This window comes from Pseudomonas sp. UYEF17, from assembly GCF_040546125.1.
Classification (GTDB): Bacteria; Pseudomonadota; Gammaproteobacteria; order Pseudomonadales; family Pseudomonadaceae; genus Aquipseudomonas; species Aquipseudomonas putida_Z.
In genome coordinates this window covers 1-26,092 of sequence record NZ_JBEPNE010000029.1, presented here as the reverse complement: position 1 = coordinate 26,092, position 26,092 = coordinate 1, and the positions used below count along the sequence as shown (strand labels likewise).

Here is a 26,092-nt window from a genome sequence, read left to right as displayed (position 1 = left end):
AAGCGTACGTCACATGGCGTGTCGATAAACAATTTCAACGTAATACGAGATTGCCTTCGTCAGAAATATGGTTGGTCTTGGTCTTTCAAGGTGCGTCTGTTCTTGGTGGTTGGCGAAATTCCTCAAGTCAGTTCTGTTGCGCCAAGGTTAATCGATGAGCATTGGTTGGAAGGACGGTCAGTTGTTCTTCTTTATGGTGGCAGTCTTCTATCCAAACCAGACACAACACTGCTCGATAAATGGCAGCGGCAGTTTCGCTGGCGCGGCATTGATGGTGTCGTTTGGGCGCTGAGCGAGCGCCAGGTCGACGACGCTGCTTCAATGAGTGCGAGCATTCATCACCTGCAGGACGTGAACCGTTATCTAGGCAGGCAACTGCCTGTGCATGTGTGGCAAATCTGTGAAAGCCAATGGGGCCAGTCGGGGCGCGGCATCGAGGCGGTTGGCTGTTTGCTTCCCACTCGGGGAGCCGCAGTTCATTGGGAAGAGCATTTGGGCGCCCTGCAGCGCTCGTTGCGCGAACAAGGTTTGGCGCAAATGCAGAGCAGCATGGCCCATGATTTCTTGCTGCGGCTTGCTCGTAACCTGCAGGTTGATGGTGCTGCACGATGGTATCGCGTGCTTGAGTCCCTTTCAGGAAGGGCCACACGAGGCATCCAAGTTCGTGGCATGTGGTTCAGTTTGCCAGTTCAGAGGCCAGAACCGGCGAAGTCAATTGAACACCATTGGCCTGAAGACCCAGCCTGGTCAGGGATATTCAACGATCGCCCCGCCCGGGCCCGCCGACTGGGTTGGCACCCAGCCAAAGTCGCCTACGTTTCTGCGCTGGGCCTGGCTTCCATCTGGGGCATCGGCTTGTTGTTGTCCTTTGCCAGCAACCGTGCCGAGGTCGCTCAGATAGCGGCGGCGTACAGAGCTTTGCAGCAGCCTGTGGCAGACACCGAAACCAAGCAGGCACTGAGCGAGCTTGTACGCGAGCTCTCTCGCTTGGATTACCGCGGTGAACATGGGGCGCCGTGGTATCAGCGTTTTGGTCTGAACCGCTCGTGCGACCTTGGCGAGGCGGTGTGGCCACTCTACGAGCAGGCCAATAACCGGTTGCTTCGTGACCCGGCAGTGTTTGAGCTGGAAGAACGGCTTAATGCATTGGTCAAGTTGCCTCCAGCAAGCACTCAGCGTGCCGAGCAGGCGCGGGAAACTTACGGTTATCTCAAAGCGTATCTGATGCTGGCGCGGCCGGAAAAGGCGGATCCCGCTTTCTTGAGCGAGACTCTGGGCGAAACTGAGCCGGCATTGTGGACGTTTTTCGGCCAGCATCTGCCCGATCACCCTGACTGGGCGATTAAGCCCGACCTCAGGTTGATCGCCCAAACTCGCCAGGTGCTGCTGCGCGAACTGGGTCAGCGAACCGCGGAAAGCAGCCTGTACCAGCAGGTGCTCGACAACGCGGCGAACCACTACCCAGCGTTGGGTTTGCAAGAGATGGTCGGTGACACGGATGCGAGCGCCCTGTTCTCCACTGCTGAACAGGTCCCCGGTGTGTTCACCCGCCAAGCGTGGGAAGGGCAGGTCCAGGCAGCCATCGAAGACGCGGCGCAGGCGCGGCGCGAAGAGATCGACTGGGTACTCAGCGACAACCCCAACGACATTGCCAAGGAGTTGAGCCCCGACGAACTCAGGGACCGGTTGACCACACGTTACTTCCAGGATTACAGCAGTGCCTGGCTGGGCTTCCTCAATAGCCTGCGTTGGCGTCAGGGCCATGGCCTGAGCGATGTGATTGCACAGTTGACGCTAATGAGCGATGTGCGTCAGTCACCTCTGATCGCCTTGATGAACACGTTGAGTTACCAAGGCCAGGCCGGCGTCCGCGGCCAGGCCCTGGCCGATTCCCTGATCGAATCAGCACAGAAGTTGGTAGGGCAGAAAGCAGCGCCGATAGTCGATCAACTTCCCCAAACACCCAGCGGTCCGCTCGACAGTACCTTTGGCCCGTTGATGGCGTTGCTGGGAAAGGAGACTGAAGGCCGAACGGGTGATGACCGCCTGAGCCTGCAGACCTTCCTCACACGGGTCACTGCCGTGCGCTTGAAGCTTCAGCAAGTGGTCAGTGCACCTGATCCTGAGGCAATGATCCAGACGTTGGCCCAGACCGTATTCCAAGGTAAAGGAGCGGACCTGACCGATACCCAGGCCTATGGCAACTTGATCGCCGCCAGCCTGGGTGCCGACTGGGGCACAGCGGCCAACACACTGTTCGTGCAGCCGCTGGATCAGGCATGGCAACAGATTCTGCAGCCGTCGTCGGCGGGCCTCAACAGGGCGTGGCAGCGTTCGATCGTCGATGAGTGGCAGGGGGCATTCAGCGGCCGCTATCCCTTCGCCGCCACCAGCAGTGACGCCTCGTTGCCCATGTTGGGGCAGATGATTCGGGCCGACTCCGGGCGGATCGAGCAGTTTCTGGCACAGCAACTCACAGGGCTTCTGCGCAAGGAGGGCAGCCGCTGGGTGGCCGACTCGCGTCAGAGCCAGGGCCTACGTTTCAACCCGGATTTCTTGAAGGCGATCAATCAGCTCAGCCACCTGGCCGATGTGTTGTACACCGATGGCGGCATGGGTTTGAGCTTCGAGCTGCAAGGCAAGCCTGTGCGGGATGTGGTGCAGACCACCTTTGTGCTCAACGGCGAAAAGCATCACTACTTCAACCAACGGGAGAGTTGGCAACGCTTTCGATGGCCTGGGCAGGGCGACTATCCGGGTATCAGCCTGACCTGGAGCAGTGTCTACACCGGAGAACGCCTGTTTGCGGACTACCAGGGCACCTGGGGGCTGATTCGATTGCTTGAGCAAGCAACTGTCAGCGCTTTGGACGACGGCGACAGTCGCTTTCGGGTCGTGTTGAGCGCGCCGGATGGTCTAGGCCTGACCTGGCACTTGCGCACGGAGTTGGGTGAAGGCCCGCTTGCGCTGCTGAAGTTGCGAGATTTCAACTTGCCTCGGGAGATCTTTGTAGTGGATGACCGTGACTCGCAGCGCTATACCCAGAACGGGGGCTTCGAATGAGCCTGAAAAGTCTGATCGAATGCTGTTTGCCCGGTATCGAACCGCTGGCCTTGGCGCGCAAGCACAGTGATGGCTGGGAAGCCTGGCTGATACCCATCCGCGATGACCTGCCAGTCGGAGAGGATCCGGGGTATGACGACGATTTCCAGCGCATGCGCGAAGAGGTCAACAAGCTCTCCGGGGCGGATGTGGACCTGGTGGCGCAACTGGCGCAGAAGCTGCTAGAGCAGTCCTGCAAAGACCTTCGTGTTGCTACCTACTACCTATGGGCACGTTTGCACAGGGATGGTGAGGCAGGCTTGGCAGAGGGGTTGAACTTGCTGGCTGCGCTGATGGAGCGTTACGCCTGCGATATCCTGCCGGTGCGTGCCAATAGCCGCAAGATGGCCTTGGAGTGGCTTGCTGGCAGCAGAGTGTTGGCAAGCTTGTCGCTGTACCCTCAGGTGGTCAAGGCAGAAGCCGAGCGGACGGTAGCTGCCCTGGTATGGTTGGAGCACGGTTTCAGCAATTGGCCGGAAGACCAGCGCCCGCGACTGGAGGCCTTGTACAGTGCTCTCATTGCTCGCCTCGCTGTGTCGGGTGGCGTTGATGCAATCGTCCCGCAGGTCAGTACTGATGCACCCGTGGGCGGTAACGCCACAGGCCCGAGCCCATCGCCCATCAAGTCCGGACGAGATTTGCTGGACAGTGGCCGGGGGCTGGCAAGCTACCTGCGTAAACAACCAGAGGGGTGGCTGGCAGCGCATCGGCTGATGAAGAGCTTGCGTTGGGACACCGTGCATCAGGTGCCGCCGCACGATGCACAAGGGATTACCCGGCTGGCACCGCCTCGCGGCGAGTATCGCGCGCAGCTCAAACGCCTGCACCTGCAGCAAAACTGGACCGAGCTGATTGACCAGGTGGAGGGGATGTACGCCGAAGGCGTGAACCACTTCTGGTTGGATCTGCAATGGTATCTCCACCAGGCCCTGAGCAAATCAGCAGAGCCCCAGAACAGCTGGGCGAATGTCCTCAAACATGATCTGGGCATGCTTCTGCTGCGTCTGCCAGGGCTGGAAATGCTCCATTGGAATGACGGCTCGGCATTCGCCGATGAAGCCACGCGTGAGTGGATCAACCAGCAAGTCAGTGGTAACCGCCCGGAACAGTGGCTGCCCGCAGCTGCGCCTGCCACCTCGACGGGGGCATGCGAAATACTCGCCTTGGAGCCCGAAGCACTGGCGCAAGCGGATGCCGACGGCGTGGAGCAGGCGCTGGCCTGGTTGGCGAGCCGGCCGGATGTACAGACCGGGCGGCAGCGCTGGCTCCTGCGTTTGCTGATGGCGCGAGTGGCGGAGCAGTGCGGCAAGGCTGAGCTGGCCATCCATCTGTTCACGGAGCTGGATACTGCTGCGCAACGCCACACCTTTGCCGACTGGGAGCCGGACCTGCTCTTCGAAGTCAAGGCGCGTTTACTCAAATTGCTGCGTTTGAAAGCCCAGCGCAACGACGCCGACAGGCCCACCTTGGCGCGACAAATGGAACACCAGCTCGCTGCGCTCGTATCCATCGACCCAGTACGTGCTGCGGTGCTGTGCAGCTGACCCACTTTGATCAGGAATCTGTTTTGAGTACGGACAACCCAACCCTGCGTTACTTCGACGCTGAAATGCGCTATTTGCGAGAAGCGGGCAAAGAGTTTGCCCAGGCATTTCCAGACCGTGCGGCACAACTCAATCTGGACAAACCCGGCGCTGAAGACCCTTATGTGGAGCGCTTGTTCGAGGGCTTCGCATTCTTGATGGGGCGTTTACGCGAAAAACTGGACGACGACTTGCCTGAGCTGACAGAGGGGTTGGTGAGCCTGTTGTGGCCGCATTATTTACGCACCATACCCTCGCTGGCCATCGTTGAACTAATGCCTGATGTCAGCCAGATGAAAGGCAGTGAGGTGGTCGCAAGTGGCTTTCAGGTGCTGTCACAGCCGGTAGGGCAGCATCGCACCCGTTGCCGCTACTCCACCACGCAGGATTTGACCCTGCGGCCACTTCAGCTTGATACCGTGCGCCTTGATCATGAGCCTGACGGACGTGCGGTGCTACGCCTACGATTTGCGTGTGGAGCGTTGGTCGATGGGAGTCAGCTGGACCTTGCGCAGATACCGTTGTATCTGAATGCGGATGCAGCGCTTGCCAGTGTGTTGCACCAAGCACTGACATTGAACGTGCAATCGCTCTACATACGCGTGCCGGGCAGGGCGCAGCGCCAAGCATTTGTGGGGCATTTCAAGCCAAAGGGCTTTGCTGACGATGATCGGCTTTGGCCTAAGGGCGAGAGTGCCTTCAGCGGTTATCAATTGCTACTTGAGTACTTCACGTTCCGCGAAAAATTCATGTTCGTGACGCTCTGCGGCCTGGAAGAGGTAACGTTGCCTGCAGGCACGCCATGGTTCGAACTTGAAGTCGTGCTCGGCGAGTCCTGGTCGCATGCTGCTACGCCCACAGCCGAGCACATACGTTTGCATGCGGTCCCGGTGATCAACCTGTTTGCACTGGAAGCGGATCCCCTCACCTTGGACCCCCTGCAGAATGAGTACCTGCTCAGGCCAATGCGGTTGCAGGACGGTCATACCGAGATCTATTCGGTAGACAGGGTTTCAGGGGCGAAAGATAGCGTGCGTCAGGACTATGTGCCTTTCAGCAGCTTCCGCCACAAAGGGGGGATGCTTCGCGACGAGGCCCCCGAGCGCTACTTTCATACACGCCTGAGGCGTGGAGCCAATGGCCTTCATGACACCTGGCTGATTCTTGGCGGGGAGGGCTTTGACAAGGATGTGTTGCTCAAGCGCAAAAGTCTGTCGCTGCGCCTGACCGGTACCAATGGTCAGCTGCCGCGCAAAGCGCTGCGCAGTACGTTGCTCGATTCAGCGGCGCAGTCCACACAGGCAGGCTTGCGCGTACGCAATCTGACTGCGCCGACCCTGCCGTGTTATCCGCCAAACCGTGATCGTTTCCACTGGCGTGTGCTCAGTCACCTTGGATCGAATTTTCTGCCGATGCTCAACAGTGCTGAAGTACTGCGCGGCACCCTGGCCTTGTACGAGTGGACAGGTAGCGAAACGAATCGACGGCGCCTGGAGGCGATTGTCGACGTCAAGCATCACCTGATTCAGCGATTCGAAAAGGGCTTTTTGCTACGAGGCGTGGATATCGAGGTGACTGTCGATAGCAATGGTTTTTCAGGGGAGGGGGACATTTACCTGTTCGGTGAAATGCTCAGCCGGTTCTTCGCCCTGTATGCGGATATTCACTTGTGCACGCAACTGACCATGATTCTGCAACCAACGGGGAGGTGCCTGCGATGGAGCGAACATCACAGTCAGCGTATTCCCGGTTGAAGGCGGAGGGCATTCTGCACGTGCTGGCGGAGCAGGCGTCAACGGCGAACGTCTACCGCTTCTGCCAAGTACTGGAGCAGGTGCTGGACGAACAGCCACCGTTGGGGAGTACAGCGCATCCGGGCGATGACCGGGTTCGGTTCCGGCCGGACCCTGGAATGGGATTCCCGGCAGGTGAGTTGAAGGGCCTCGAAATCGATGAGGCGTTTCCTGACCAACCCTTGACGGTGCGTACTCGGCTGCTGGGTTTGTATGGGGTCGACTCCCCTTTGCCAACGGCCTATCTGGACGATATCGCCCAGCGGCGCGAAGGCCACGAGGCGTTGGAGCACTTCCTCGACATCTTCAACCATCGGATATTCACCCAGTTCTACCGAATCTGGCGCAAGTACTCCTACCCGGCAACGTTCGAGCCGGGCGGGCGCGATGTTACGTCACAGTGCTTGTTGGGTTTGATCGGGCTGGGAATTCCCGGTACGGCCGAGCGTATCGCCACGCCCATGTCACGTTTCCTGGCCTTGCTCAGTGTGATGCGGCTTCCCACGCGCAACGCGGAGGGGATTTGCGCACTGGTGAAGTTGCTGGCGCCGCAGACAGAAGTGCATGTAACTGGGCATTGGCCGCAGAGGGTACTGCTTGCGCAGCCTGCCAGCCTTTCACCCGAACGCCCGGTAACGCTGGGCCAAGGCATGCCGTTAGGTGCTGTCGGGCACGATGCGAACAGCCAGCTGCGCCTGCGGCTGTGTACCGCGGACCAGGACGAGGCGCGTGAGTGGCTTCCTGGTGGTCGGCTGATCGCCGATTTGCGCGTGTTGCTGGAGGTGTACTTGGGGTGGCGATGTACAGCACTGCTGCAACTCATTATTCCGCGAGAAATGGTGCCGGTTCCGGTATTGGGGCGTACCCAGTCGATGCTGGGAATGACCGCTGTATTGAAACGGGCAACGGGCCCTCACGCACTGGCTCAAGAAGACATGATCACGATCAATCTGGGCCGATACCAAGGCCTGCAACTACACCCTTGCAGCAGAGAGGTAGAGCATGTGGCGTACTGGTTTTAAGGCCTTCACCGCATCCACTCTGATCGGTGTATTGGGAGGGTGTGGCCTTGCACAGAAAGTGGCGGATGGCACGGCATCCACTGCACATGCAATTTTTTACAAGCAAGTCAGAACGCTGCATCTGGACCTCAATGGCCGGTCAGCGATGAACACCAATGTCGAAGAGATGAGCGGATTGTCGGTGCCAGTTCTGGTGCGGGTCTACCAGTTAAGGGGCAGCCAGGCACTGGAGAACGCCACCTATGACAATCTGGTGAGCCAAGGTGAGCGAGTGCTTCGCGATGATCTGCTTGATGAGCGCGTCGTGGTGATCAAGCCCGGTGAAGCGGCGCAGCTGAGTACACCACTGCAAGGCGAAGCCCAGTATGTCGGTGTAGTCGCTTTGTTCAGAAGTCCGGATGTTCTGCAAGATACGTGGCGGCTTGTGCTGGACCGTGACGACCTCGACCCGGATCAGGCTCGCGTGATTGAGTTGGGCGATAACCGATTGACGCTTCGACCGCGTGCGGAGGACTGAGAGCATGTTCCCGACCAGTCCCTCTCTCTACGAGATCCTGTTGCAGAACTTCAGCGGTGAGTTGGAGCTGGACCAGGTCAGTGAAGAAGACCAGTTGACCCTCTCGGTGCTGGACAATGTCCAGCGCATTCTCAACAGCCGTGCGGGTTCGCTCTCGCATCTGCCGGATTACGGCTTGCCGGACATGGGCACGGTACTGCAAGGGTTACCTGCCTCGGCCCATGGTTTGATGAATGACATCGCACGAACATTGCGTCGTCATGAGCCACGCCTGGCCGAGGTGAGCATCGCGCTGCTACCTCAGTCTCGCCCTGGGCATCTTGAGTACGCCCTTCAGGTAATCATCAAGGGCGGCGGCCGGGTGACCTTTGGAACCACACTTGGGGCTGAGGGCCGGGCTGTGGTGCGTCACCTCAAGCAGGAAGGCTACCTGCCCAAGTACTAGACAGACAACCGAGGGGGTCGGATGACGGCGCTTTTTGAAATGCGTGTTCGCCTGGGCGGGGATCCGGGCAATCTTGATGAGTTCAAGCTGCTGCACGGTGAGTTGGCGAAGCTCAATCACCCTGCCTGCCCAGACGTGGATTGGGCAAAGGTCGAGGGGTTGTCCTTGCGGCTTTTCGAGCTGAACGGGGTTGAGCTGCAGACGGCGGTGGCGTTCGTGCTTGCGCGTAGCTACCGCACGGGGCTGACGGGCTTGACGGAAGGGCTGGCACTGCTCTCTACGCTGACCGATGAGTGGCCGCGCTTGTGGCCGGTGCAGGCGTCAGCTCGCATCGATCTCATGGCATGGCTGTTTACTCAGTTAAATCCCTTGGTTCGCAGGGTGGAATGGGGCAGGTCAAGTGCGGCGGCGTTGAGCGACCTGATTGTTGAGTTGAACTGTCTGGAGCACCGTTTGGAACGCCTTGGTCATGCGCCATTGGTTTCGTTACAGGTCTTCCGAAACCAGATACTCAGCCTGCTGCAACGCATATCTGGAAGCATGGCGGCGCCGGTGCCGCTTCTGTCACAGCCATCGATATTGTTTGCTGAACCATCAGTCAGGCCCCATATCGCCTCCGTTGTGCCTGCGCCGTCGACCTACACATTTGTAGTCGAGCATCCTGCGCAGAAGCGCGCTGTACTGCCGTGGCTACTGACTTTGACGGTCACGTGCGCATTCGTGGGTTGGCTAGGCTGGCAGGAGTGGGTGTCCAGGCAAATCCAAGAACCCTCTACGCCCAAGCCAATCCAGCTCGACAGCTTGAACCTGTTCGACCCTGGCAGTTCCGAGCTCAAACCCGGCTCAACCAAGCTATTGATCAATGCACTGGTCGGCATCAAAGCCCAACCTGGGTGGTTGATCGTTATTTCCGGTCATGCGGATGCGCAAGGCGATGCTACCAAGAACCTTGATCTCTCTCGTGCCCGCGCCTCTGCTGTCCGCGACTGGATGCAGCGTATGGGAGATATCCCGGATGGTTGTTTTGCTGTTCAGGGGGTCGCGGCCGGTCAACCGATTGGCAGCAACCATACGCAGTCTGGTCGAGCAGCAAATCGGCGTGTGGACATTCGTTTAGTGCCGGAGTCTGGTGCATGCGGAGAACTGGAAGCAACAGGGCGTCTGGTTGGAAGCGGCGAGGGCGTGTAAGGAGCAAGGTGAACGCGTACTAATAGGCGGCGCTCACCTTATCCTCGGGAAAAACTAACCGCATTCTCCTAGAAGCTGCTCAATACCCTGGCGGCCAGATAACCGAATGTCATCCCCGGCCCCAGGGTAATGCCGCCACTCGGGTAATACCCGCCCATCACACTGTCCATATCGTTGCCCACCGCATACAACCCGGGGATCGGCCGCGCCTCTCGGTCCAGCACCCGGGCCGAGGCATCCGTGCCCAGGCCGGCGAAGGTACCCAGGCTGCCCGGCAACAGTTTCACAGCGTGGAACGGCCCGTGCAGCAGTGGCCGCAGCGACGGATTGGGGGCTTGCAACGGCTCGCCCTGCGCCCGGTTGTAGGCCGATACACCGCGCCGGAAAAGCGGATCCTCACCCTGGGCTGCATGTTGGTTGAAAGCGTCCACCGTGCGCTGCAACTGCGCGGCGTCGATCCCGCAGCGCTGTGCCAGTTGCGCCAGCGTGCGACCGCTGTGCAGGTAACCGCAGCGTTGATAGTGGCGAGTGGGGAAAGGGAAGGGCTTGGCCCAGCCGATGCCATAGCGCCGTTGCGCAGCATGGTCGCAGATCAGCCAGGCTTCCGGCGCTTCACCCTGCGGCGTGGCGGCGAACAGCGCGTTCATGAAATCGTGGTAGCAATCGGCCTCATTGACGAAGCGCCGGCCATCGCGGCGCACGGCGAGGAAACCGGGTTTGGCGCGATCGATCAAGTGCGGGAAATGGCCGAAACTGCCATCGCTGCGCGGCACCCGCGACACAGGTGCCCAGGCCCCCGCATGGGTCGCAGTCGTCTGGACCAGGCCACCGGCCTGTTCGCCCAAGCGCAGGCCGTCGCCGCTGTTTTCCCATGGCGCGGCGGAGTAGTGCTGGTCACCGTCCGGCGCATGCGGCATCAGTTGCGCGATGCGCTGGCGATCATGCGCAAAGCCACCGCAGGCCAAAACCACACCGCGGCGCGCGTGGATCAGCTGGCCGTCGGCAAACTGTGCGCCGCTGACCCGGCCTTCGCCCAGCAGGCGACTGGCCGGCTTGTCGGTCAGTAGCGTCACGCCAAGGTTCAGGGCGCTGCGCAGCAGCCGTGCCACCAGGGCATTGCCATTGACCAGCTGCAGGCCGCGCCGGTGCAGCAGCAGGTCGCGGCCATGGCGCAGCAGGCGCTTGCCCACATGCAGCGCGGCCGTGGGCGAGCGTGTGGCGTTGAAGAAGGCGGCCATGTCGGCACCGCCGGCAATGCCCATGCCGGCCAGGCTGACGATGTCCAGCGGTGGGCGCAGCTTGTGCAGCCAGGGCCCGAGCAGGCGCCCGTCGTATGGCAACGCGCACAGCGAACGGCCACCGCGTGTGCTGCCGTCGCCTTCGCGCATGTCGGGCATGCGGCTGCCGCACTGGAACTGTACGGCAGTGTGTTGCTGGAAGAACGCCACCATCTCCGGGCCATGGTGCAGGAAGGCGCGCTGGCGCGGGTCCAGTTCGCTGACATGGGTTTGCCCGCGCAGGTAGCGCTCCGGGGCATCGTCGGTTTCGACGATGCCTTCGGCAATGGCCAGCGGGTTGCGCGGTATCCACAGCCAGCCCCCCGACCAGGCGCTGGTGCCGCCCAGTTGGCTGGCTTTTTCCGCGACGATCACCTGCAGGCCGTGATGGGCGGCAGTAACGGCGGCAGCCAGGCCAGAGGCACCGGAGCCAATGACGAGTACGTCACATTCGAGGGGTTGCATCGTGGGGTTCCGCTCAGGCGTTGGAGGAAGGTTTTACTGCAGCGGCGAAAAACCGGTGGGCCGCAGCATTCGCGACTGCAAGTGCAGTACCGCGCCCAGCTCGCGGTTGCGCCGTGAGAACTCTGCCCAACGCGGGTCCGCTGCCATGGCTGCGCGGCGTGCCATGCGCTCGTCGAGGCTGGCATAACCCCAGATATGCACCACCTGGTTGACCTCGCCGAACTCGCTGGTGAAAAAGCCGACCAGGTTACCGAGATGCTCGCTTTGCACCTCCAGCGCGTGGCTTTGATACAGGCTCAGCCAGTCGGCCATTTTCAGTGGGTCGAGGGTGTAGGTTCTTAGTTCGTAGTACATGCTGGAGTCTCCATGTGGGTGGTTGGCGCCTGCAGGCGCGCGGCGATGTGGTTGGCAGCAAGCCAGCCGAAGGTGAGGGCAGGGCCCAGGGTGATACCGGGGCCGGGGTAGGTGCCTTTCATCAGCGAGTTCATGTCGTTGCCGACTGCATACAGCCCGGCAATCGGCTGGCCATCGCGGTTCAGCACGTTGGCCTGGGCGTCGGTCACCAGGCCGCGGGCCGAGCCGAGGTCGCCGGTGTGGATGCGGATGGCGTAGAACGGGCCGCTGGTCAGCGGCGCCAGGCATGGGTTGGGCGTGTGTTGCGGGTCGCCCATGTAGCGGTTGTAGCTGTTGCCGCCTTTGCCGAACGCGCGGTCGATGCCGTTACGGGCGTCGGCGTTGAACTGCTCCAGTGTCTGCATGAACACCTGTGGGTCGACGCCAATGGCCTTGGCCAGGGCCTGCGCTGTTGCGGCGCGGTGCAGGTAGCCGGCGTCGATCAATGCCTGGTTGTCCACCGGCTTTGGCCGCGCCAGGCCCAGGCCGTAGCGGTTCATCGCCTCGGCATCGCAGACCAGCCAGCAGCTGGCAATGCCTTTGGCGAACATGGTTTGCACGAAGTGGTGGTAGGAATCGGACTCGTTGACGAAGCGTCGCCCGTCCGGGCCCACCGCGATCACACCCGGTTTGGCGCGGTCGGTGACCAGGTGCGGGAAGCGCTCATGCTCGCCACTGGCATGGCGCAGTTCAGAAACCGGTGCCCAGAAGAAGTTGGCCACCAGGCCCTCACCCTGGGCTGCGGCCACGGCTTGGCCAAGGCGCAGGGCAGCGCCGTCATTGCTGGGCGGTGACATGGTCAGGTGCGGCGCTTGCCGGGTCGGCCGGTAGCTGTCGGCCAGCGCGCCTGCAGCGAACCCGCCCATGGCGCACACCACACCGCCCCGGGCCAGCACCCGTTCACGGCGCCCTTCGCGTTGCACCACCACGCCGGTGACCACGCCGCGTTCGACGATCAGCTCCAGGGCTTCGCTGCGTAACCACAGCTGCGTGCCATGGGCGAAGGCGCTGCTGGCCAGGCGGGCGATCAAGGCGTTGCCGGTGGTAAGCCGCGTGCCGCGCGGGTGATGCAGACGGTCCCGCGCATAACGCGCCATCAGCTTGAGGCAATGCCACAGCGACCGGGGCGAGCGGCGGATACTGAGGAAATGCTGGATATCCACGCGGTTGACCATCATGCCGCCGAACAGCAACATGCCGGGCGGCGGCATCTGCAGGTCCTTGAAGTACGGGCCGAGCTGCTTGCCATCGTACTCGACCATCTCCAGCGCCCGGCCAAACTGGGTGGCACCGGGGGCATCCGGGTAGTAGTCCGGCGAGTGCGGGCGCAGGGCGTAGCGCAGTTCGGTATTCTGCTCCAGCCAGCGCAGCGCCTGGTGGCCATGCTCGATGAAGGCGTCGACCAGGGCGGGGTCGTAGCCGTCGCCGATGACCTGCCTGAGGTAGGTACGGATGGCTTCGGGGGAGTCCACCGCACCAGCGGCGCGGGCTTGATCGGTACCGTAGAGCCACACCGCCCCGCCGGAAATCGCCGAGGTGCCGCCAAAGTGTTCGGCCTTTTCCACCACCAACACTTTCAACCCATGGCGCGCGGCCGTGGCGGCAGCGGTAAAACCACCGGCGCCGCTGCCCAGCACGACCAGGTCAAAGTTGTGTTGCGCGTGTTCATGCGTCGGCATGGCTTCAGATCTCCAGCGGCGTGACGCCCATGAAGGCGCCTAGGTGGCCGAGTTGGGCGAAGGCCATTTCCGGGCCGGTCTGGACCGCGCAGCCAACCTGGCGTGCCCGCTTCAGCAGCGGGGTGATCTCGGGCGAGGTGACCACGTCGGCGACCAGGGTTTCGGCTTGCAAGGTGGCGAGCAGGGCGGCAGGCAGCGGCAGTTCCGCGCTGCCGCCCATGCCGACAGGGGAGGCGTTGACCAGCAGGTCGAAGCCTTCCAGCCCGTCGACCCGGGTGGCGAGTTCGACCGCGGGGAAGGCATTGCCGAGCAACTCGCACACAGCGCCCATGCGCGCGGTGCTGGGGTCGCTGAGGGTGATGCTGGCGATGCCGGCCTCGCCCAGCGCATAGGCAATGGCACTGCCGACCCCGCCACAACCGATCACCAACGCACGCTTGCCCGCCGGCTCGAAGCCATGTTTGCGCGCAGCACCGAGGAAGCCGGCGCCGTCCACGTTGTCGCCCAGCAGGCGACCGTCTTGCTCACGGCGCACTACATTGACCGAGCCCAGCGCGGCTGCGCGCTCGCTCAGGCCGTCCAGGCGGCTGGCCAGGGCCTGCTTGTACGGCACGGTGACCACGCAACCGCGCAGGTTCTGCCAGCCGCGCAGGGTGCCGGCGAAGGTATCCAGTGCGGCCTCATGCAGGTCGATGGGCAGCATGGCGAGGTCGCAGTTGTTGTTGGCGAACCAGGTGTTGAAGTTTTCGGGGGACTTCACCTGGGCAATGGGCGAACCGACGATGGCGACCAGTTCAGTGGAACCACGAATCATGCTGACCTCCTTATTGGCGTTGTTATGCAGGCCAAGGGTGAGGCAAGGGGGCGTGGGTAACAATGCGCTGATCGGCCGTTTGATGCGATAATCGCATCACTGATCCGGTTATCGCGGTAATCGGCTGTATTTGCCCTGCTTGCGAGTCGAATAGATGAACACCCCCGCTATCCACCCCCGTGACCTGATTGCCGGCTTGCAGAAGGGCCTGGCGCTCATGCAGCTGTTCAGCGCCGAGCAGCCGCGCCTTAGTGTGCCGCAGGCGGCCAGGTTGTCCGGCCTTACCCCCAGTGCCGCGCGGCGGTTTCTGTTGACCTTGGTGCACGAAGGGTTTGCCGAAACCGACAGCCGTGAGTACTGGCTTACGCCCAAGGCGCTGCGCCTTGGCCAGGCGTATGTGGACTCGGCGCAACTGCCGCGCATGCTGCGGCCGATCGTCGAGCAGGTGGCGCGGCAGACCCAGGAACATGTGTCGGTAGGTACCCGTGATGGTGACGAGATCATCCACCTGGTACGTAGCCGCTACAGCCATGTGGCCTCATTGTCGATCCGGCCGGGTTCGCGGGTGCCGATGTATTGCACCGCCGGCGGGCGCGTCTGGCTGGCCTGGCTGGATGAGGGGGAGCGGGATGCCTACTTTGCGCGTAACCCGCTGCGAGGGTTGACGCCTTATACGCAGACGGACCGGTTACAGCTGGAGGCGGAGTTGCTGCGGGTGAAGGAGCAGGGGTTCTGTATCGTGGACCAAGAGTATGAAATCGGCATGCGCGTGCTGGGTGTGCCACTGCTGGACCGGGCTGGCCGGCTGAAAGCGACGTTGACCATCACCACCCATGCTTCGCGGTTGAGTGTGGATGAAATACGCTTGCGGTATCTGCCGACCCTGTACGAGGCCCAGGCGTTGTTGCGGCCGGTGCTGGATTGAAGCGGTATGGTCCGGGAATCGTGCTGCCGTCTTCGCGGGTAAACCCGCTCCCACAGGGATCGCGCCAGGGCAGTTGATTCTGCAGGAGTGCAGAAGTCCCTGCCCTGGCGCGATCCCTGTGGGAGCGGGCGTGCCCGCGAAAGCAGGCGACGCGGTACCTGATCCCACCTCCTGCCTACTCCATCGCCTCGGCCACGCCCTGGTCCTCACCCAGGAACCCGCCGCTCTGGTGCTGCCACAACCGCGCATAAGTACCATTCTTCGCCAGCAGTTGCGCATGGGTGCCTTGTTCGATGATGCGCCCTTCATCCATCACGATCAGCCGGTCCATGGCGGCAATCGTCGACAACCGGTGGGCGATGGCGATGACGGTCTTGCCTTTCATCATTTCATCCAGGCTTTCCTGAATGGCCACTTCCACTTCCGAGTCCAGCGCACTGGTGGCTTCGTCCAGCAGCAGGATCGGCGCGTTCTTCAGCATCACCCGGGCAATGGCGATGCGCTGGCGCTGGCCACCAGACAGCTTGATGCCGCGCTCTCCCACCAAAGTGTCGTAACCGGTGTTGCCCTGGCGGTCGCTGAGCTGGCTGATAAAACCATCGGCCTGGGCATTGGCCGCAGCGGCGCGGATCTGCGCTTCGGTCGCATCGGGGCGGCCATAGGCGATGTTGTCGCGAATCGAGCGGTGCAGCAGCGAGGTGTCCTGGGTGACCATGCCGATGGCGCTGCGCAGGCTGTCCTGGGTGACCTTGGCCACGTTCTGCCCGTCGATGCGGATTTCCCCACGGTCCACGTCGTAGAAGCGCAGCAGCAGGTTGATCAAGGTGGATTTGCCGGCGCCGGAGCGGCCGACCAAACCGACTTTTTCGCCCGGGCTGATGTGCAGGCTCAGGTCGTCGAGCACCTGACGCTCGCCGTTGTAGTTGAAGCCGACCTTGTCGAAACTCACCGCGCCCCCCTTGGTTACCAGCTCGGCAGCGCCGGGCGCATCCGTTACCTTGGGGCCGCGGGTGAGGGTGGCCATGCCGTCCTGCACGGTGCCGATGTTTTCGAACAGCGAGGTTATCTCCCACATGATCCAGTGCGACATGCCGTTGATACGCAAGGCCATGGCGGTGATCGCCGCCACCGCCCCGGTGCCGACCTGGCCCTGGTGCCACAGCCACAGCGCATAGCCACCGGCAGCCATGATCAAGCCCACCACCAGCGCCTGGTTGACGATTTCGAACTGGCTCACCAGACGCATCTGGCGAAAACCGGTCTGCTTGAAGTCCTCCATGGCTGCGCGCGCGAAGTGCGCTTCGCGGTTGGCGTGCGAGAACAGTTTCACCGTGGTGATGTTTGTGTAGGCGTCAGAAACCCGCCCGGTCATCGATGATCGGGCGTTGGCCTGCTCCTGGCCGACCTTGCCCAGGCGTGGCACGAAATACAGCATGGCCAGGCCGAACAGCACGACCCAGGCAATGAATGGCAGCATCAGTTTCAGGGCAAAGCCACCGGCCAGGGCAATGATCGCGATGAAGTACACGCCGATCCCGGGCAGGATCTCGATGAGGGTGAACAACACATCGCGTACCGCCAGCGCCGTCTGCATCACCTTGGTGGTGACCCGGCCGGAAAACTCGTCAGAAAAGAACGACAGGCTCTGGCGCAGCATCAGCCGGTGAAAGTCCCAACGAAGGCGCAGCGGCAAATTGATCGCCAGTACCTGGTGCTGAAGCATGGTGCGCAGCGCCACCAACCCGATGCTGACCAGCAGGACGATGCCGATGCCCCACAGCACCCGGGTTTCTTCGGGGCCGACGGCACCGCCGGCCTGCCAGTCCGAGAGCAGGTCCACGACCTGGCCGAGGAAGGCGAACAGCCAGGCTTCGTAGATCGATACCCCGGCACTGAACAGCGCAAGCGCCAGGATGTAGCCGCGCGCGCCCCGGGTGCAGGCCCACATGAAGCGCAACAGACCAACCGGTGGCGGTGGTATCTCGTCAGGGGGGAAGGGGTCGAGCCATCGTTCAAAAATACGCAGCATGCTTGTCTCCGAAAATCAGCTTTTGCCTGGCGCTAACCATACAGATCACTCAGGCCTGCGGGGGTTCGTGCAGTGTGCGGCATAACCTTTTCTCATCAAGTCGTCGCCCGAAATGTCGCTGTATGCACAGTGGATGAGACTTTAGCCTTTTGCATGGAGCCGCAGCACGCTCAATGCCTTGGCTGGACCGTCCAGCTGAAAACAATAAGGAGTTACCCCAATGTCCGCATTCAAGTTTTCCGGCGTAAACCTGGCCATCACCACCCCGTTCGATGCACAGGGCAAGATCGACTACGCGCGTTTCGAGAGCCTGATCGAGCGCTACATCGCTGCAGGTGTGCATGGTTTCGTACTCAGCTCCGGAACCGGGATGCACGTTTACCTGAGCAAGGATGAATCGAAGGAGCTGGTGGCCTTTGGTGCCAAGGTCATCAACGGCCGCGCCCGCGTCATCGCGCAGACTTCGGCGCTGCTGGTCGAGGAAGTGGTCGAGCGCACCCGCCACGCCAAGGACTGCGGTGCCGACGGTGTGATGGTGCTGCCGCCCTTCTTCGAAGGCCCCACCGACGACCAGGGCATTGTCGACTTCTACTCGAGCGTGTCCGAGGCCGGCCTGCCGATCATCGGCTACAACGTGCCACAGGCCGTCGGTGTCGAAGTGACACCGTCGCTGTTCAAGCAACTGAGCCAGATCCCCAACTTTGTCTCGGTCAAGGACAGCAGCGGCGATCTGGCAGCCCAGGCGTCGTTGTCGCGCACCGGCCTGCCGACCATGAACGGCGCGGACCCGCTGGTACCCTACGCGCTGTTCGCCGGCGCGGCAGGGCTGATCTGGGGTGGCGCGAACATGGCGCCGAAGACCTGCGTTGCCGTGGCCAATGCTGCCAGCGAAGGCAATTGGGCCCAGGTGCAGCAGATCTGGAAGAGCCTGGCCCCGGTGATGTCGCTGATCTGGCAGGGTGACTATGTGCAGTCGGTGTACGCCGGCGCGCAGATCATGGGGTATGACGCAGGCAACCCGCGCCGTCCGTTGGCCCGCCTGGCCGAAAGCAAGCTGGGTGCGTTGCGCGAGGCACTGGCTCCGTTGATCGAACGCGAAGCATCGGCTTCCTGATTTCGCAGGGGCGCTCACTATGTACACTGCTTCGAAATTGCCTAGCAACAATGGCAGCTCGGGTTGGGTGGAGATGCTGCCACGCCGCCAGGCGAAGGCCGTGCTCAACCGTGCGGTCACGGCGGATGTTGCCATCATCGGGGGTGGCTTTGCCGGTTTGTCGGCGGCCCGCCAACTGGTCCGGCGTGACCCAACGCTGAAGGTCGTGGTGCTCGAGGCCGGGCTGGTCGGCGAGGGTGCCTCCGGGCGCAACTCCGGCTTCATCATCGACCTGCCGCATGAAGTGTCCGCCGAGGGCTTGGGTGGTGGTTCGCTCGAGCGCGCCCGGCGTGACATCAAGCTGTACCGCACGGCCATCGACCTGGGCAGGGAGCTGGCCGACCTGCATGGCTGGGGCAAGGAAGTCTTCGACCCCTGTGGGCGCTTCAGCGTGGCCCGGGGCACCCAGGGGGACGAGCACATCCTGTCCTACGGCAAGCAACTCGACGCGCTGGGTGAGCGGTATGAGCTGCTGGACACCCGGCAGATTGGCGAGGTAACGGGCAGCCCGGCCTACACCTCGGGCATGTTCATGCCGGGCACGGTGATGATCCAGCCGGCGGCCTACGTCAGGCGTTTTGCCGATGCCCTGGCTGACCCGGTGCAGGTGTATGAACAGACGCCGGCCCTGTCCTTCAAGCAGGTGGGTGGCGCGTGGGTGATCAAAACACCAAACGGCATGGTCTCCGCGGGCAAGATCATCCTCGCCAACAACGGCCATGCGCAGAGCTTCGGCTTCTTCAAGGGCAAGCTGCTGCATGTGTTCACCTACGCTTCGCTGACCGAGCGCTTCGACCCCAGACTTCTACCGGGCCAGCGTACCTGGGCGGCCACCCCGGCGTTGCCCATGGGCACCACGGTGCGGCGGATCAGCGATGGTGACAGTGACCGGATTCTGGTGCGCTGGCGCTACAGCTACAACCCGAGCCTGACCATTGGCGATGGCCAGGTGAACAGTGCCGGCCGTGTACATGACGGCAAGTTCGCGACGCGTTTCCCCACGCTCAAGGGGTTGCGCATGGAGTACCGCTGGGGCGGCCCCATGGCACTGACCTGGAACAGCGTGCCAGCGTTCGGTGAAGTCGATACCGGAGTGATCGCTGCCTGTGGTTGCAACGGGCTGGGTGCTTCCAAGTCGAGTGCGGCAGGCATCGCTGCGGCGGACCTGGCAGTGGGCATCGACAGTGAACTGGTGCAGATACTCAGCGCCTATGACAAGCCCAAGCCGTTGCCGCCACAGCCGTTCCTGACCATCGGCGCCAAGGCCAACATGAAGTTCAAGGAGCTGCGTGCAGGCGATGAATAGCGCGCGCCAGTCGTGTCGATGAAGTACCGAAGGGCCTCGATCGAGGCCCTTTTTTTGTATGATGGGCCAGCGGCGACTGCCCCCCGTTTCCTGATAACTGGTAGAGGTCAATGGTCAAGCACACAGAGCCCGATCAGGCGCTTATACAAATGCCTTCGCTGCGCGCCGTAAAGGCGTTCGTCGCGGCGGCGAAGTACCTCAATTTCACCCGCGCGGCGGAGTCGCTGTGCGTCACCCAGGCGGCCATCAGCAAACAGATACGTGAGCTGGAAGGTTTCATGGGCGCCGAACTGTTCATCCGCAACGGGCGGGCGGTGGCGCTTACGCCCGAAGGCGCGATCTTTTTCGATGCCGTACAGCTGTCGCTCAGCAACATCGCCCAGGTCTCGAGCCGCATACGTCGGCAGAACAAGGGCAAGCGGGTGGTGACACTGTGCTGTACACCGGCGTTTTCCGGCTTGTGGTTGACGCCGCGGTTGCCGGAGTTTCTGGCAGCGAACCCGGACATCGACCTGAACCTGGTCATCACCCAGAATTTCGTGAACATGGAACCTGGGGTCCAGCCTGACATGTTCATCAACAAGCTGTCGAAGATCAGGGAAGGCTACAGCAGCCACCCTTTGGCCTATGACGTGATCTACCCGATCTGCAGCCCGGGCTACCTGGCACAGCACCCCGAAGTGGCAACGCTGGACGGTATCAGCCAGGGCTCACTGCTGAACCTCAGCCCTTACGGCCGCTCGCAGATTGCCGAGCACATCGACTGGTACATGTGGTTCGAGTACCACAATGTCGACTTGAGTGCACGGGTGGCGGCAGGTGCGCAATTGCTGCATTCCAACGATTACGGCTCGCTGGTTCAGTTGGCGATCAAGGGCCAGGGGGTCGCCTTGGGCTGGCATTACCTGATCGAGCCGCTGATCGAGGAGGGGGTGCTGGTACGGCCGGTGGCGCAGGAGTTGGTGCACAAGGACAGCCAGCACTTCCTGACCTTCAACGAGCAGAAGAAGGACGACAGCGCGTGTTGCCGCGTGCGGGACTGGATCTTGTCGAAGTTCTGAGCAGGCCCCGGCAATTCGTGTATCTGCATTAAAATCCTGGGGCTGCTTCGCAGCCCTTTCGCGACACAAGGCCGCTCCTACAGGTACTGCACAGGCCGTGAAGACTGTGGGGTCCCTGTGGGAGCTGGCTTGCCGGCGATAGGGCCAGCAAAGCCACCACAAAAGCGGCCAGGTGCCGAACTCCGTCAGAACAGCACCGGTCTTGCTCAGGTCACGAAGCGTTGATCCAGATGGTCTTCAGCTCCGTGTACTGGTCATGGGCCCAGATGGACTTGTCGCGCCCACCGAAGCCGGACTCCTTGTAACCACCGAACGGCGTGGTGACATCCCCTTCGCCGAAGCAGTTGACCGTAACCACGCCCGCGCGGATTTCACGCGAAAGGCGCAGCGCATTGCGCAGGCTGCCGGTGTAGGCCGAGGCCGCCAGGCCGTAGACGGTGTCGTTGGCCAGCTCGATCGCCTCGTCGATGGTCTCGAAGCTGGTCACGCTCAGCACCGGGCCGAAGATCTCCTCGACGAACAGCTTGTTGTCGCGGCCAACGTTGTCGACGATGGTCGGCTGCACGAACACGCCGTCCTCGGTCTCGCCACCCTGGACGATACTGAGCTTGTGCTCGGCGGCGTATTCCAGGTACGACTTGACCTTCTCGAAGTGCGACTTGCTGACCATGGCGCCCAGGCGGTTGTCCGGGTCCAGCGGATCGCCCAACTTCCAGTCCTTCAGGTGCTTGGCGATCAGGCCCAGCAGCTGGTCCTTCACGTCCTTGTGCACGATCAGGCGCGAGGAAGCGGAGCAGTTTTCGCCCATGTTCCAGAACGCACCGGCGGTGACGAACTGGGCCACTTCGTCCAGGTCCTCGCAGTCGTTCATGACCACGGCCGGGTTCTTGCCACCCAGCTCCAGGACGATGCGCTTGAGGTTGGACTCGGCGGCGTACTTCAGGAACAGGCGGCCGGTGTCGGTGGAGCCGGTGAAGCTGACCATCGGGATGTCCATGTGGCGGCCAATGGCCTCGCCCACTTCACGGCCACCGCCAGGCACCAGGTTGAACACGCCTGCAGGAATGCCCGCCTCATGGGCCAGTTCGGCCACGCGCAGGGCGCTGAGGGTGGTTTCCTTGGCCGGCTTGACCACGATCGAGCAACCGGCGGCCAGCGACGGGGCAATCTTCCAGGCCAGCATCAGCAGCGGGAAGTTCCACGGCAGCACCAGGCCGACCACGCCGATGGCCTCGCGCACCACCATGGTCACGGCGGCATTGCCGGTCGGCGCCGTGGCGTCGTAGATCTTGTCGATCAGCTCGGCGTGCCAGCGGATGGTGTGGATGGTTTCCGGCACGTCGACGTTCTGGCACTCGCTGACCGGCTTGCCGCTGTCCAGCGCTTCCAGCACGGCCAGCTCGTGGGCGTTGTCTTCCAGCAGCTGGGCGAACTTCAGCAGCACGTGCTTGCGGTCGTTCGGCTGCATCTTCGACCAGGTGCCCTGCTCGAACACGCGCTTGGCGGCGGCCACGGCCACGTTCACGTCGTTGACGTCGCAGGCGGCGACTTCGGCCAGCTGCTTGCCGGTGGCCGGGTTGGTGGTGACGAAGGTGTTGCCCGAGATGGCATCGCGGAACTCACCGTCGATGAACGCCTGGGTACGCAGTTGCAGTTCGGCGGCGAGGGCCGCGTATTGTTGCTTGCTCAGCAAATCAGCCATTGTGTGTTCCCTTTGACAGTGTTGTTTCAGATCAGCCCAGCGATGCCGCCTGCTGCAAGTTCAGCGAGCGTGTTTCCGGTGCCAGGGCCCAGGACATGAACAGGCCGACGAACGAGACCAGTGCGGCGATGTACATGGTTTGCGCGATCCCCAGCGAATCCAGCGACAGGGGCACAAGGTAGGTGCCGACTGCCGCACCGATGCGTGACACGGAGGTACCGACGCCCACGGCGAAAGTACGGATTTCGGTCGGGAAGATTTCGTTGGGGTAGACCAGCACCAGTACCTGGGCGCCGCCGATGAACAGCGCGTAGGCGGCAAACAGCATGAGAATGACCAGGCCTGGGCTCGCATGGAAAATGCCCAGGCACAGCAGGGCCAGGCCTGAGAGCAGGAAGCTGCAGTTGAGCATGGTGCGACGGTCGATCAGGTTGATGATGCGTGTGGCTATCATGCAGCCGAAGACGAAGAACAGGGTGATCAGTGCCGAGCCCAGGGAGGCGATATCACCTTTCAGGTTGAGTGCGCCGAGTACCTTGGGGGCGAACGAGTACACCGCAAAGACCGGAATGATGGAGCATGTCCAGAAGCTGACGATGAACAGCATCCGCTTGCCGTAGCCCGAGTGCAGCAGGTTGGCGAAGGTCAGGCTGCGGGTGTTTTGTTCCTCGGGCAGGTTGTGCAGGCCGAAATCGCTGCCATACACCGCCTTGATCACGGCCTCGGCTTCGGCATCGCGGCCTTTGCTCAGCAGCCAGCGAGGTGATTCCGGGGTGCCCAGGCGCACCACGAACAGGAACACCCCCACCAGCGCGGAGCTGGCCAGCACCAACGGCCAGGCATCGGCACCCAGAGTGCGCAGCAGCAACTCCCCGAACAGGTAGGCCGACGCAGCCCCGGCGAACCATAACAGGGTCAGCATGGCCAGGCGTGAGCCGCGGTACTTGCGCGGCATGAATTCGACGAGCATGGACGTGGCCACCGGGTACTCGATGCCTACGCCAATGCCGATCAGCAACCGCAGCAGGAACATGCCCATTGCCGTATCGACCCACAAGTGGGCGAGCGAGGCACCGATGAACAGCAGCGGACCGATGAAATACACCTTGCGCCGGCCCAGGTGGTTGGTAAGCCAGCCACCGAGAAACCCACCGAAGAACACGCCAATCAGGGACGCAGCGGCGATCAGGCCTTCCCAGAACGTACTCAACTGCAACGTCGCCGATATATGCGCCAGGGCGACGCCAATCACGCACAGCACATAACCGTCGGCAAAACCGCCACCGCCTGAACGGACAGTCAGCGACTTGTGAAACTTGTTGAGGGGTACATCTTCAACCGTGAGTACAGGACTTATCATTCTTGTCTCCTTTGAAATTCATGGCAGTTGCAATGTTCGGGGTGCCCGGGTTGCACGCGACAGATGTTGTGGTCTTGTTTCTGTCTTGCCCGGGGAAAAGGCTTGGCTCCCATACAGCGGGTCAAGTTGAAAAGTGGGGGCGAAGTGTGGGCAACGGCCGTTGCGCCATTACGGCGTCAAATTTCGTAGCCAACTTCTGAAATGGTTGGCGGCCAGTGCCGAGGGGATGCGCCAGGAAGCTACCGTCGATCCGGTAGACCGGCTGGGGCCGGCGGAGGGCAGCACCCTCCGCCGTGGGCGTCAGAGGATCCTGTTCGACGCCGCTTCGGTCAGCCGCCTGGTCATCAGGTCGCAGTACCAGTCGACGAACTGGCACACGCCACTTTCGATGATCGAAGAGAACGGGCCGGGGATGTAGGCGGGGGAGGTCACGCCCACCTGGGTACCTTCGACCAACCGCCGGTCCTGGTCGTTGGTCGCCATCCAGACCTTGGTCAACCGGTCAATGTCGTAGTCGACACCTTCCTGTGCGTCCTTCGGCACCAGCCATTTGGTGGTGACGACGGTTTCACCGGGGCCTACCGGCAGCACGCGGAAACTCAAGGCGTGGTCGCCGAGGAAGTGGTTCCAGGTAGAGGGGTAGTTGAAGTAGAGCAGGGCGCCAATGTTCTCCACGCCACTGCGGTCCAGGCGCCGGGCCACGGCCGGCTTGCCGTCCATGGTGTAGCTGCTGGCACCTGGGTTGAGCGGGATGCGGGTCATGCGGAACTGGCCATTGGGGTCCATGACCAGGCGGCTGGCGAGGCCGGCTGCCTCGAGCGTATTGCAGTACTCGGCAAATACCGGGTCTTCTGCATTGCCGTCGCCGCGTACGGAGGCCAGCTCCGTATAGCTGCACAGCAGTTCGGGGTGGGTGCCGTCGCAGTGATAACACTCGCGGTTGTTTTCGAAGACCAGCTTCCAGTTGCCCTTTTCCACCAGGTGGGATTCGAACGCGACCTTGCAGTCTTCAAGGTAGTGAGGGCCAATGAACGGTGAAACGGCACTGCGGAACTTTTCGAAGTCCGGTGCTTGCCTGGCGACGCAGACATAGATGTAACTGTGCACGATCTCGCAGTGCACAGGAGCAAGCTCATGCTCGGACGGGTCGAAGTCGGTACCCATGTTGCCGGCATACAGCAACTTGCCGTCCAGTTCGAATGTCCATTTATGGTACGGGCATACCAGCTTGGCCACTTTGCCCTTGGCTTCGGTACAGACTTTGGAGCCCCGGTGGCGGCAGGCGTTATGGAAGGCACGTATTACGCCGTCCTTGCCGCGCACTACGACAACCGGGTATTCACCGATTTGCAGCGTCAGGTATTCGCCCGGTTTTTCCATTTCGAAAGTGTGGCCGGCGAAGATCCATTCCTTGTACCAGATGTGCTCGAGGTCCTGCTGATAGAGCACCGGGTCCATATAGGCGGCGCCCGGCAAACCGTGTTGCGGCTTGCGTTGTTTGATCAAGTCTAATCCAGCGGTGTGATTGTGCATTTTTATATGTACTCCTTAAACAACAACGCTTTGCAACAAGCCTTATCCACGACGCGCACGAGCACGCCAGCGAATGAACTACCGGGGCGGTTGAACATGCGCTGAAAACGTTGAGTTTTATCGTTGCCTTTATTCAGTCTAGAGAGCAGGTCATGACAGCGAAATCAATTTTTAGTGGGGCGCTTTGATAACCAAATCTCATGGTGCCTGTGAGATTGAGCACCGCGTCGCCTGCTTCGCGGGCATGCCCGCTCCCACAGGTACGGCGCAGGCTTCGGGCTCGCGCTGTACCTGTAGGAGCGGCTTTAGCCGCGAACACCGGCAAAGCCGGTGCCATCCACCGCGTCGCCTGCTTCGCGGGTGAACCCGCTCCCACAGGTACGGCGCAGGCGTCGGGCTCGCGCTGTACCTGTGGGAGCGGCCGTGGCCGCGAACACCGGCGCAGCCGGTGCCATCCACCGCGTCGCCTGCTTCGCGGGTGAACCCGCTCCCACAGGTCCGGCGCAGGCTTCGGGCTCACGTTGTACCTGTAGGAGCGGCCGTGGCCGCGAACACCGGCGCAGCCGGTGCCATCCACCGCGTCGCCTGCTTCGCGGGTGAACCCGCTCCCACAGGTCCGGCGCAGGCTTCGGGCTCGCGCTGTACCTGTGGGAGCGGCCGTGGCCGCGAACACCGGCGCAGCCGGTGCCATCCACCGCGTCGCCTGCTTCGCGGGTGAACCCGCTCCCACAGGTCCGGCGCAGGC

At 62.1% G+C, this 26,092-nt stretch carries 19 protein-coding genes; 11 read left to right on the top strand and 8 right to left on the bottom strand.

Features of this window, described 5'->3' with window-relative positions:
• Positions 1-18 precede the first annotated feature (18 nt).
• The 7 genes from ABIB24_RS25740 to ABIB24_RS25710 are packed head-to-tail and all read left to right on the top strand — an operon-like array spanning position 19 to position 9,650.
• Positions 19-3,063, top strand: coding sequence for an ImcF-related family protein (locus ABIB24_RS25740; protein ID WP_354317562.1), 3,045 nt, complete (start codon positions 19-21; stop codon positions 3,061-3,063).
• Positions 3,060-4,646 carry a type VI secretion system protein TssA gene (gene tssA / locus ABIB24_RS25735; RefSeq protein WP_354317560.1) on the top strand — a complete coding sequence of 529 codons (1,587 nt, stop codon included), beginning with the start codon at positions 3,060-3,062 and terminating at the stop codon, positions 4,644-4,646. Before ABIB24_RS25740 ends, tssA begins: the two co-directional genes overlap by 4 nt.
• Positions 4,647-4,669: 23 nt before the next feature.
• On the top strand, positions 4,670-6,439 hold the full coding sequence (gene tssF, locus ABIB24_RS25730; RefSeq protein ID WP_274079761.1) for a type VI secretion system baseplate subunit TssF: 1,770 nt from the start codon (positions 4,670-4,672) through the stop codon (positions 6,437-6,439).
• The gene (tssG, locus tag ABIB24_RS25725) at positions 6,403-7,500 is read left to right on the top strand and encodes a type VI secretion system baseplate subunit TssG (RefSeq protein ID WP_137164311.1); all 1,098 of its coding nucleotides are present in this window, start codon (positions 6,403-6,405) and stop codon (positions 7,498-7,500) included. Before tssF ends, tssG begins: the two co-directional genes overlap by 37 nt.
• Positions 7,481-8,017 (top strand): type VI secretion system lipoprotein TssJ, encoded by a 537-nt coding sequence (gene tssJ / locus ABIB24_RS25720; RefSeq protein ID WP_274121008.1) that lies wholly within the window; start codon positions 7,481-7,483, stop codon positions 8,015-8,017. Before tssG ends, tssJ begins: the two co-directional genes overlap by 20 nt.
• A gap of 4 nt (positions 8,018-8,021) precedes the next feature.
• The gene (tssE, locus tag ABIB24_RS25715; protein WP_137164309.1) at positions 8,022-8,462 is read left to right on the top strand and encodes a type VI secretion system baseplate subunit TssE; all 441 of its coding nucleotides are present in this window, start codon (positions 8,022-8,024) and stop codon (positions 8,460-8,462) included.
• A gap of 21 nt (positions 8,463-8,483) precedes the next feature.
• Positions 8,484-9,650: an OmpA family protein gene (locus ABIB24_RS25710; protein ID WP_137164308.1), complete on the top strand. Its 1,167-nt coding sequence runs from the start codon at positions 8,484-8,486 to the stop codon at positions 9,648-9,650.
• A 68-nt stretch (positions 9,651-9,718) separates the two neighbouring features.
• Here the strand turns inward: ABIB24_RS25710 and ABIB24_RS25705 are convergent, their stop codons facing one another.
• Genes ABIB24_RS25705 through ABIB24_RS25690 form a run of 4 tightly spaced genes read right to left on the bottom strand, consistent with a single transcriptional unit; the run spans position 9,719 to position 14,278 of the window.
• A complete protein-coding gene (locus ABIB24_RS25705) occupies positions 9,719-11,392 on the bottom strand; it encodes an FAD-dependent oxidoreductase (protein WP_354317556.1) in 1,674 nt (557 codons plus the stop codon).
• A gap of 33 nt (positions 11,393-11,425) precedes the next feature.
• A complete protein-coding gene (locus ABIB24_RS25700; protein ID WP_025339629.1) occupies positions 11,426-11,746 on the bottom strand; it encodes an NIPSNAP family protein in 321 nt (106 codons plus the stop codon).
• Entirely contained in the window at positions 11,731-13,464 is a 1,734-nt protein-coding gene (locus ABIB24_RS25695) for an FAD-dependent oxidoreductase (protein ID WP_274079756.1), read from the bottom strand. The genes ABIB24_RS25700 and ABIB24_RS25695 overlap by 16 nt, the downstream gene beginning before the upstream one ends.
• Positions 13,465-13,468: 4 nt before the next feature.
• Positions 13,469-14,278, bottom strand: a complete 810-nt coding sequence (locus tag ABIB24_RS25690) for a shikimate dehydrogenase family protein (protein ID WP_085706405.1) — start codon at positions 14,276-14,278, stop codon at positions 13,469-13,471.
• A gap of 154 nt (positions 14,279-14,432) precedes the next feature.
• On the opposite strand from ABIB24_RS25690, the gene ABIB24_RS25685 reads away from it, so the two are divergent.
• The gene (locus ABIB24_RS25685) at positions 14,433-15,203 is read left to right on the top strand and encodes an IclR family transcriptional regulator (protein ID WP_025339626.1); all 771 of its coding nucleotides are present in this window, start codon (positions 14,433-14,435) and stop codon (positions 15,201-15,203) included.
• Positions 15,204-15,378: 175 nt separating this feature from the next.
• On the opposite strand, the gene ABIB24_RS25680 is transcribed toward ABIB24_RS25685, so the two are convergent.
• Entirely contained in the window at positions 15,379-17,232 is a 1,854-nt protein-coding gene (locus ABIB24_RS25680; RefSeq protein ID WP_137164305.1) for an ABC transporter ATP-binding protein, read from the bottom strand.
• 220 nt (positions 17,233-17,452) lie between these two features.
• Between ABIB24_RS25680 and ABIB24_RS25675 the strand changes: the two genes are divergently transcribed.
• The 3 genes from ABIB24_RS25675 to ABIB24_RS25665 all read left to right on the top strand — a co-directional run bounded on the left by ABIB24_RS25675 (position 17,453) and on the right by ABIB24_RS25665 (position 20,752).
• The gene (locus ABIB24_RS25675) at positions 17,453-18,346 is read left to right on the top strand and encodes a dihydrodipicolinate synthase family protein (protein ID WP_025339617.1); all 894 of its coding nucleotides are present in this window, start codon (positions 17,453-17,455) and stop codon (positions 18,344-18,346) included.
• A gap of 19 nt (positions 18,347-18,365) precedes the next feature.
• A complete protein-coding gene (locus ABIB24_RS25670) occupies positions 18,366-19,691 on the top strand; it encodes an NAD(P)/FAD-dependent oxidoreductase (RefSeq protein WP_025339616.1) in 1,326 nt (441 codons plus the stop codon).
• 110 nt (positions 19,692-19,801) lie between these two features.
• Positions 19,802-20,752 (top strand): LysR family transcriptional regulator, encoded by a 951-nt coding sequence (locus ABIB24_RS25665; protein WP_137164303.1) that lies wholly within the window; start codon positions 19,802-19,804, stop codon positions 20,750-20,752.
• A 211-nt stretch (positions 20,753-20,963) separates the two neighbouring features.
• On the opposite strand, the gene ABIB24_RS25660 is transcribed toward ABIB24_RS25665, so the two are convergent.
• The 3 genes from ABIB24_RS25660 to ABIB24_RS25650 form a co-directional block, all read right to left on the bottom strand.
• A complete protein-coding gene (locus ABIB24_RS25660; RefSeq protein ID WP_025339614.1) occupies positions 20,964-22,454 on the bottom strand; it encodes an aldehyde dehydrogenase in 1,491 nt (496 codons plus the stop codon).
• Positions 22,455-22,485: 31 nt separating this feature from the next.
• Positions 22,486-23,814 carry an MFS transporter gene (locus tag ABIB24_RS25655; RefSeq protein ID WP_025339613.1) on the bottom strand — a complete coding sequence of 443 codons (1,329 nt, stop codon included), beginning with the start codon at positions 23,812-23,814 and terminating at the stop codon, positions 22,486-22,488.
• Between the two features lie 300 nt (positions 23,815-24,114).
• Positions 24,115-25,347: an aromatic ring-hydroxylating oxygenase subunit alpha gene (locus ABIB24_RS25650; protein ID WP_085587991.1), complete on the bottom strand. Its 1,233-nt coding sequence runs from the start codon at positions 25,345-25,347 to the stop codon at positions 24,115-24,117.
• Positions 25,348-26,092: the final 745 nt, after the last annotated feature.

What these genes read in the sequence shown, in the direction of transcription:
- tssA (WP_354317560.1), top strand. Translation starts at nt 3,060, where the DNA reads ATGAGCCTGAAAAGTCTGATCGAATGCTGTTTGCCCGGTATCGAACCG.
- tssG (WP_137164311.1), top strand. Translation starts at nt 6,403, where the DNA reads ATGGAGCGAACATCACAGTCAGCGTATTCCCGGTTGAAGGCGGAGGGC.
- tssJ (WP_274121008.1), top strand. Translation starts at nt 7,481, where the DNA reads ATGTGGCGTACTGGTTTTAAGGCCTTCACCGCATCCACTCTGATCGGT.
- tssE (WP_137164309.1), top strand. Translation starts at nt 8,022, where the DNA reads ATGTTCCCGACCAGTCCCTCTCTCTACGAGATCCTGTTGCAGAACTTC.
- ABIB24_RS25710 (WP_137164308.1), top strand. Translation starts at nt 8,484, where the DNA reads ATGACGGCGCTTTTTGAAATGCGTGTTCGCCTGGGCGGGGATCCGGGC.
- ABIB24_RS25705 (WP_354317556.1), bottom strand. Translation starts at nt 11,392, where the DNA reads ATGCAACCCCTCGAATGTGACGTACTCGTCATTGGCTCCGGTGCCTCT.
- ABIB24_RS25700 (WP_025339629.1), bottom strand. Translation starts at nt 11,746, where the DNA reads ATGTACTACGAACTAAGAACCTACACCCTCGACCCACTGAAAATGGCC.
- ABIB24_RS25695 (WP_274079756.1), bottom strand. Translation starts at nt 13,464, where the DNA reads ATGCCGACGCATGAACACGCGCAACACAACTTTGACCTGGTCGTGCTG.
- ABIB24_RS25690 (WP_085706405.1), bottom strand. Translation starts at nt 14,278, where the DNA reads ATGATTCGTGGTTCCACTGAACTGGTCGCCATCGTCGGTTCGCCCATT.
- ABIB24_RS25685 (WP_025339626.1), top strand. Translation starts at nt 14,433, where the DNA reads ATGAACACCCCCGCTATCCACCCCCGTGACCTGATTGCCGGCTTGCAG.
- ABIB24_RS25680 (WP_137164305.1), bottom strand. Translation starts at nt 17,232, where the DNA reads ATGCTGCGTATTTTTGAACGATGGCTCGACCCCTTCCCCCCTGACGAG.
- ABIB24_RS25675 (WP_025339617.1), top strand. Translation starts at nt 17,453, where the DNA reads ATGTCCGCATTCAAGTTTTCCGGCGTAAACCTGGCCATCACCACCCCG.
- ABIB24_RS25670 (WP_025339616.1), top strand. Translation starts at nt 18,366, where the DNA reads ATGTACACTGCTTCGAAATTGCCTAGCAACAATGGCAGCTCGGGTTGG.
- ABIB24_RS25665 (WP_137164303.1), top strand. Translation starts at nt 19,802, where the DNA reads ATGGTCAAGCACACAGAGCCCGATCAGGCGCTTATACAAATGCCTTCG.
- ABIB24_RS25660 (WP_025339614.1), bottom strand. Translation starts at nt 22,454, where the DNA reads ATGGCTGATTTGCTGAGCAAGCAACAATACGCGGCCCTCGCCGCCGAA.
- ABIB24_RS25655 (WP_025339613.1), bottom strand. Translation starts at nt 23,814, where the DNA reads ATGATAAGTCCTGTACTCACGGTTGAAGATGTACCCCTCAACAAGTTT.
- ABIB24_RS25650 (WP_085587991.1), bottom strand. Translation starts at nt 25,347, where the DNA reads ATGCACAATCACACCGCTGGATTAGACTTGATCAAACAACGCAAGCCG.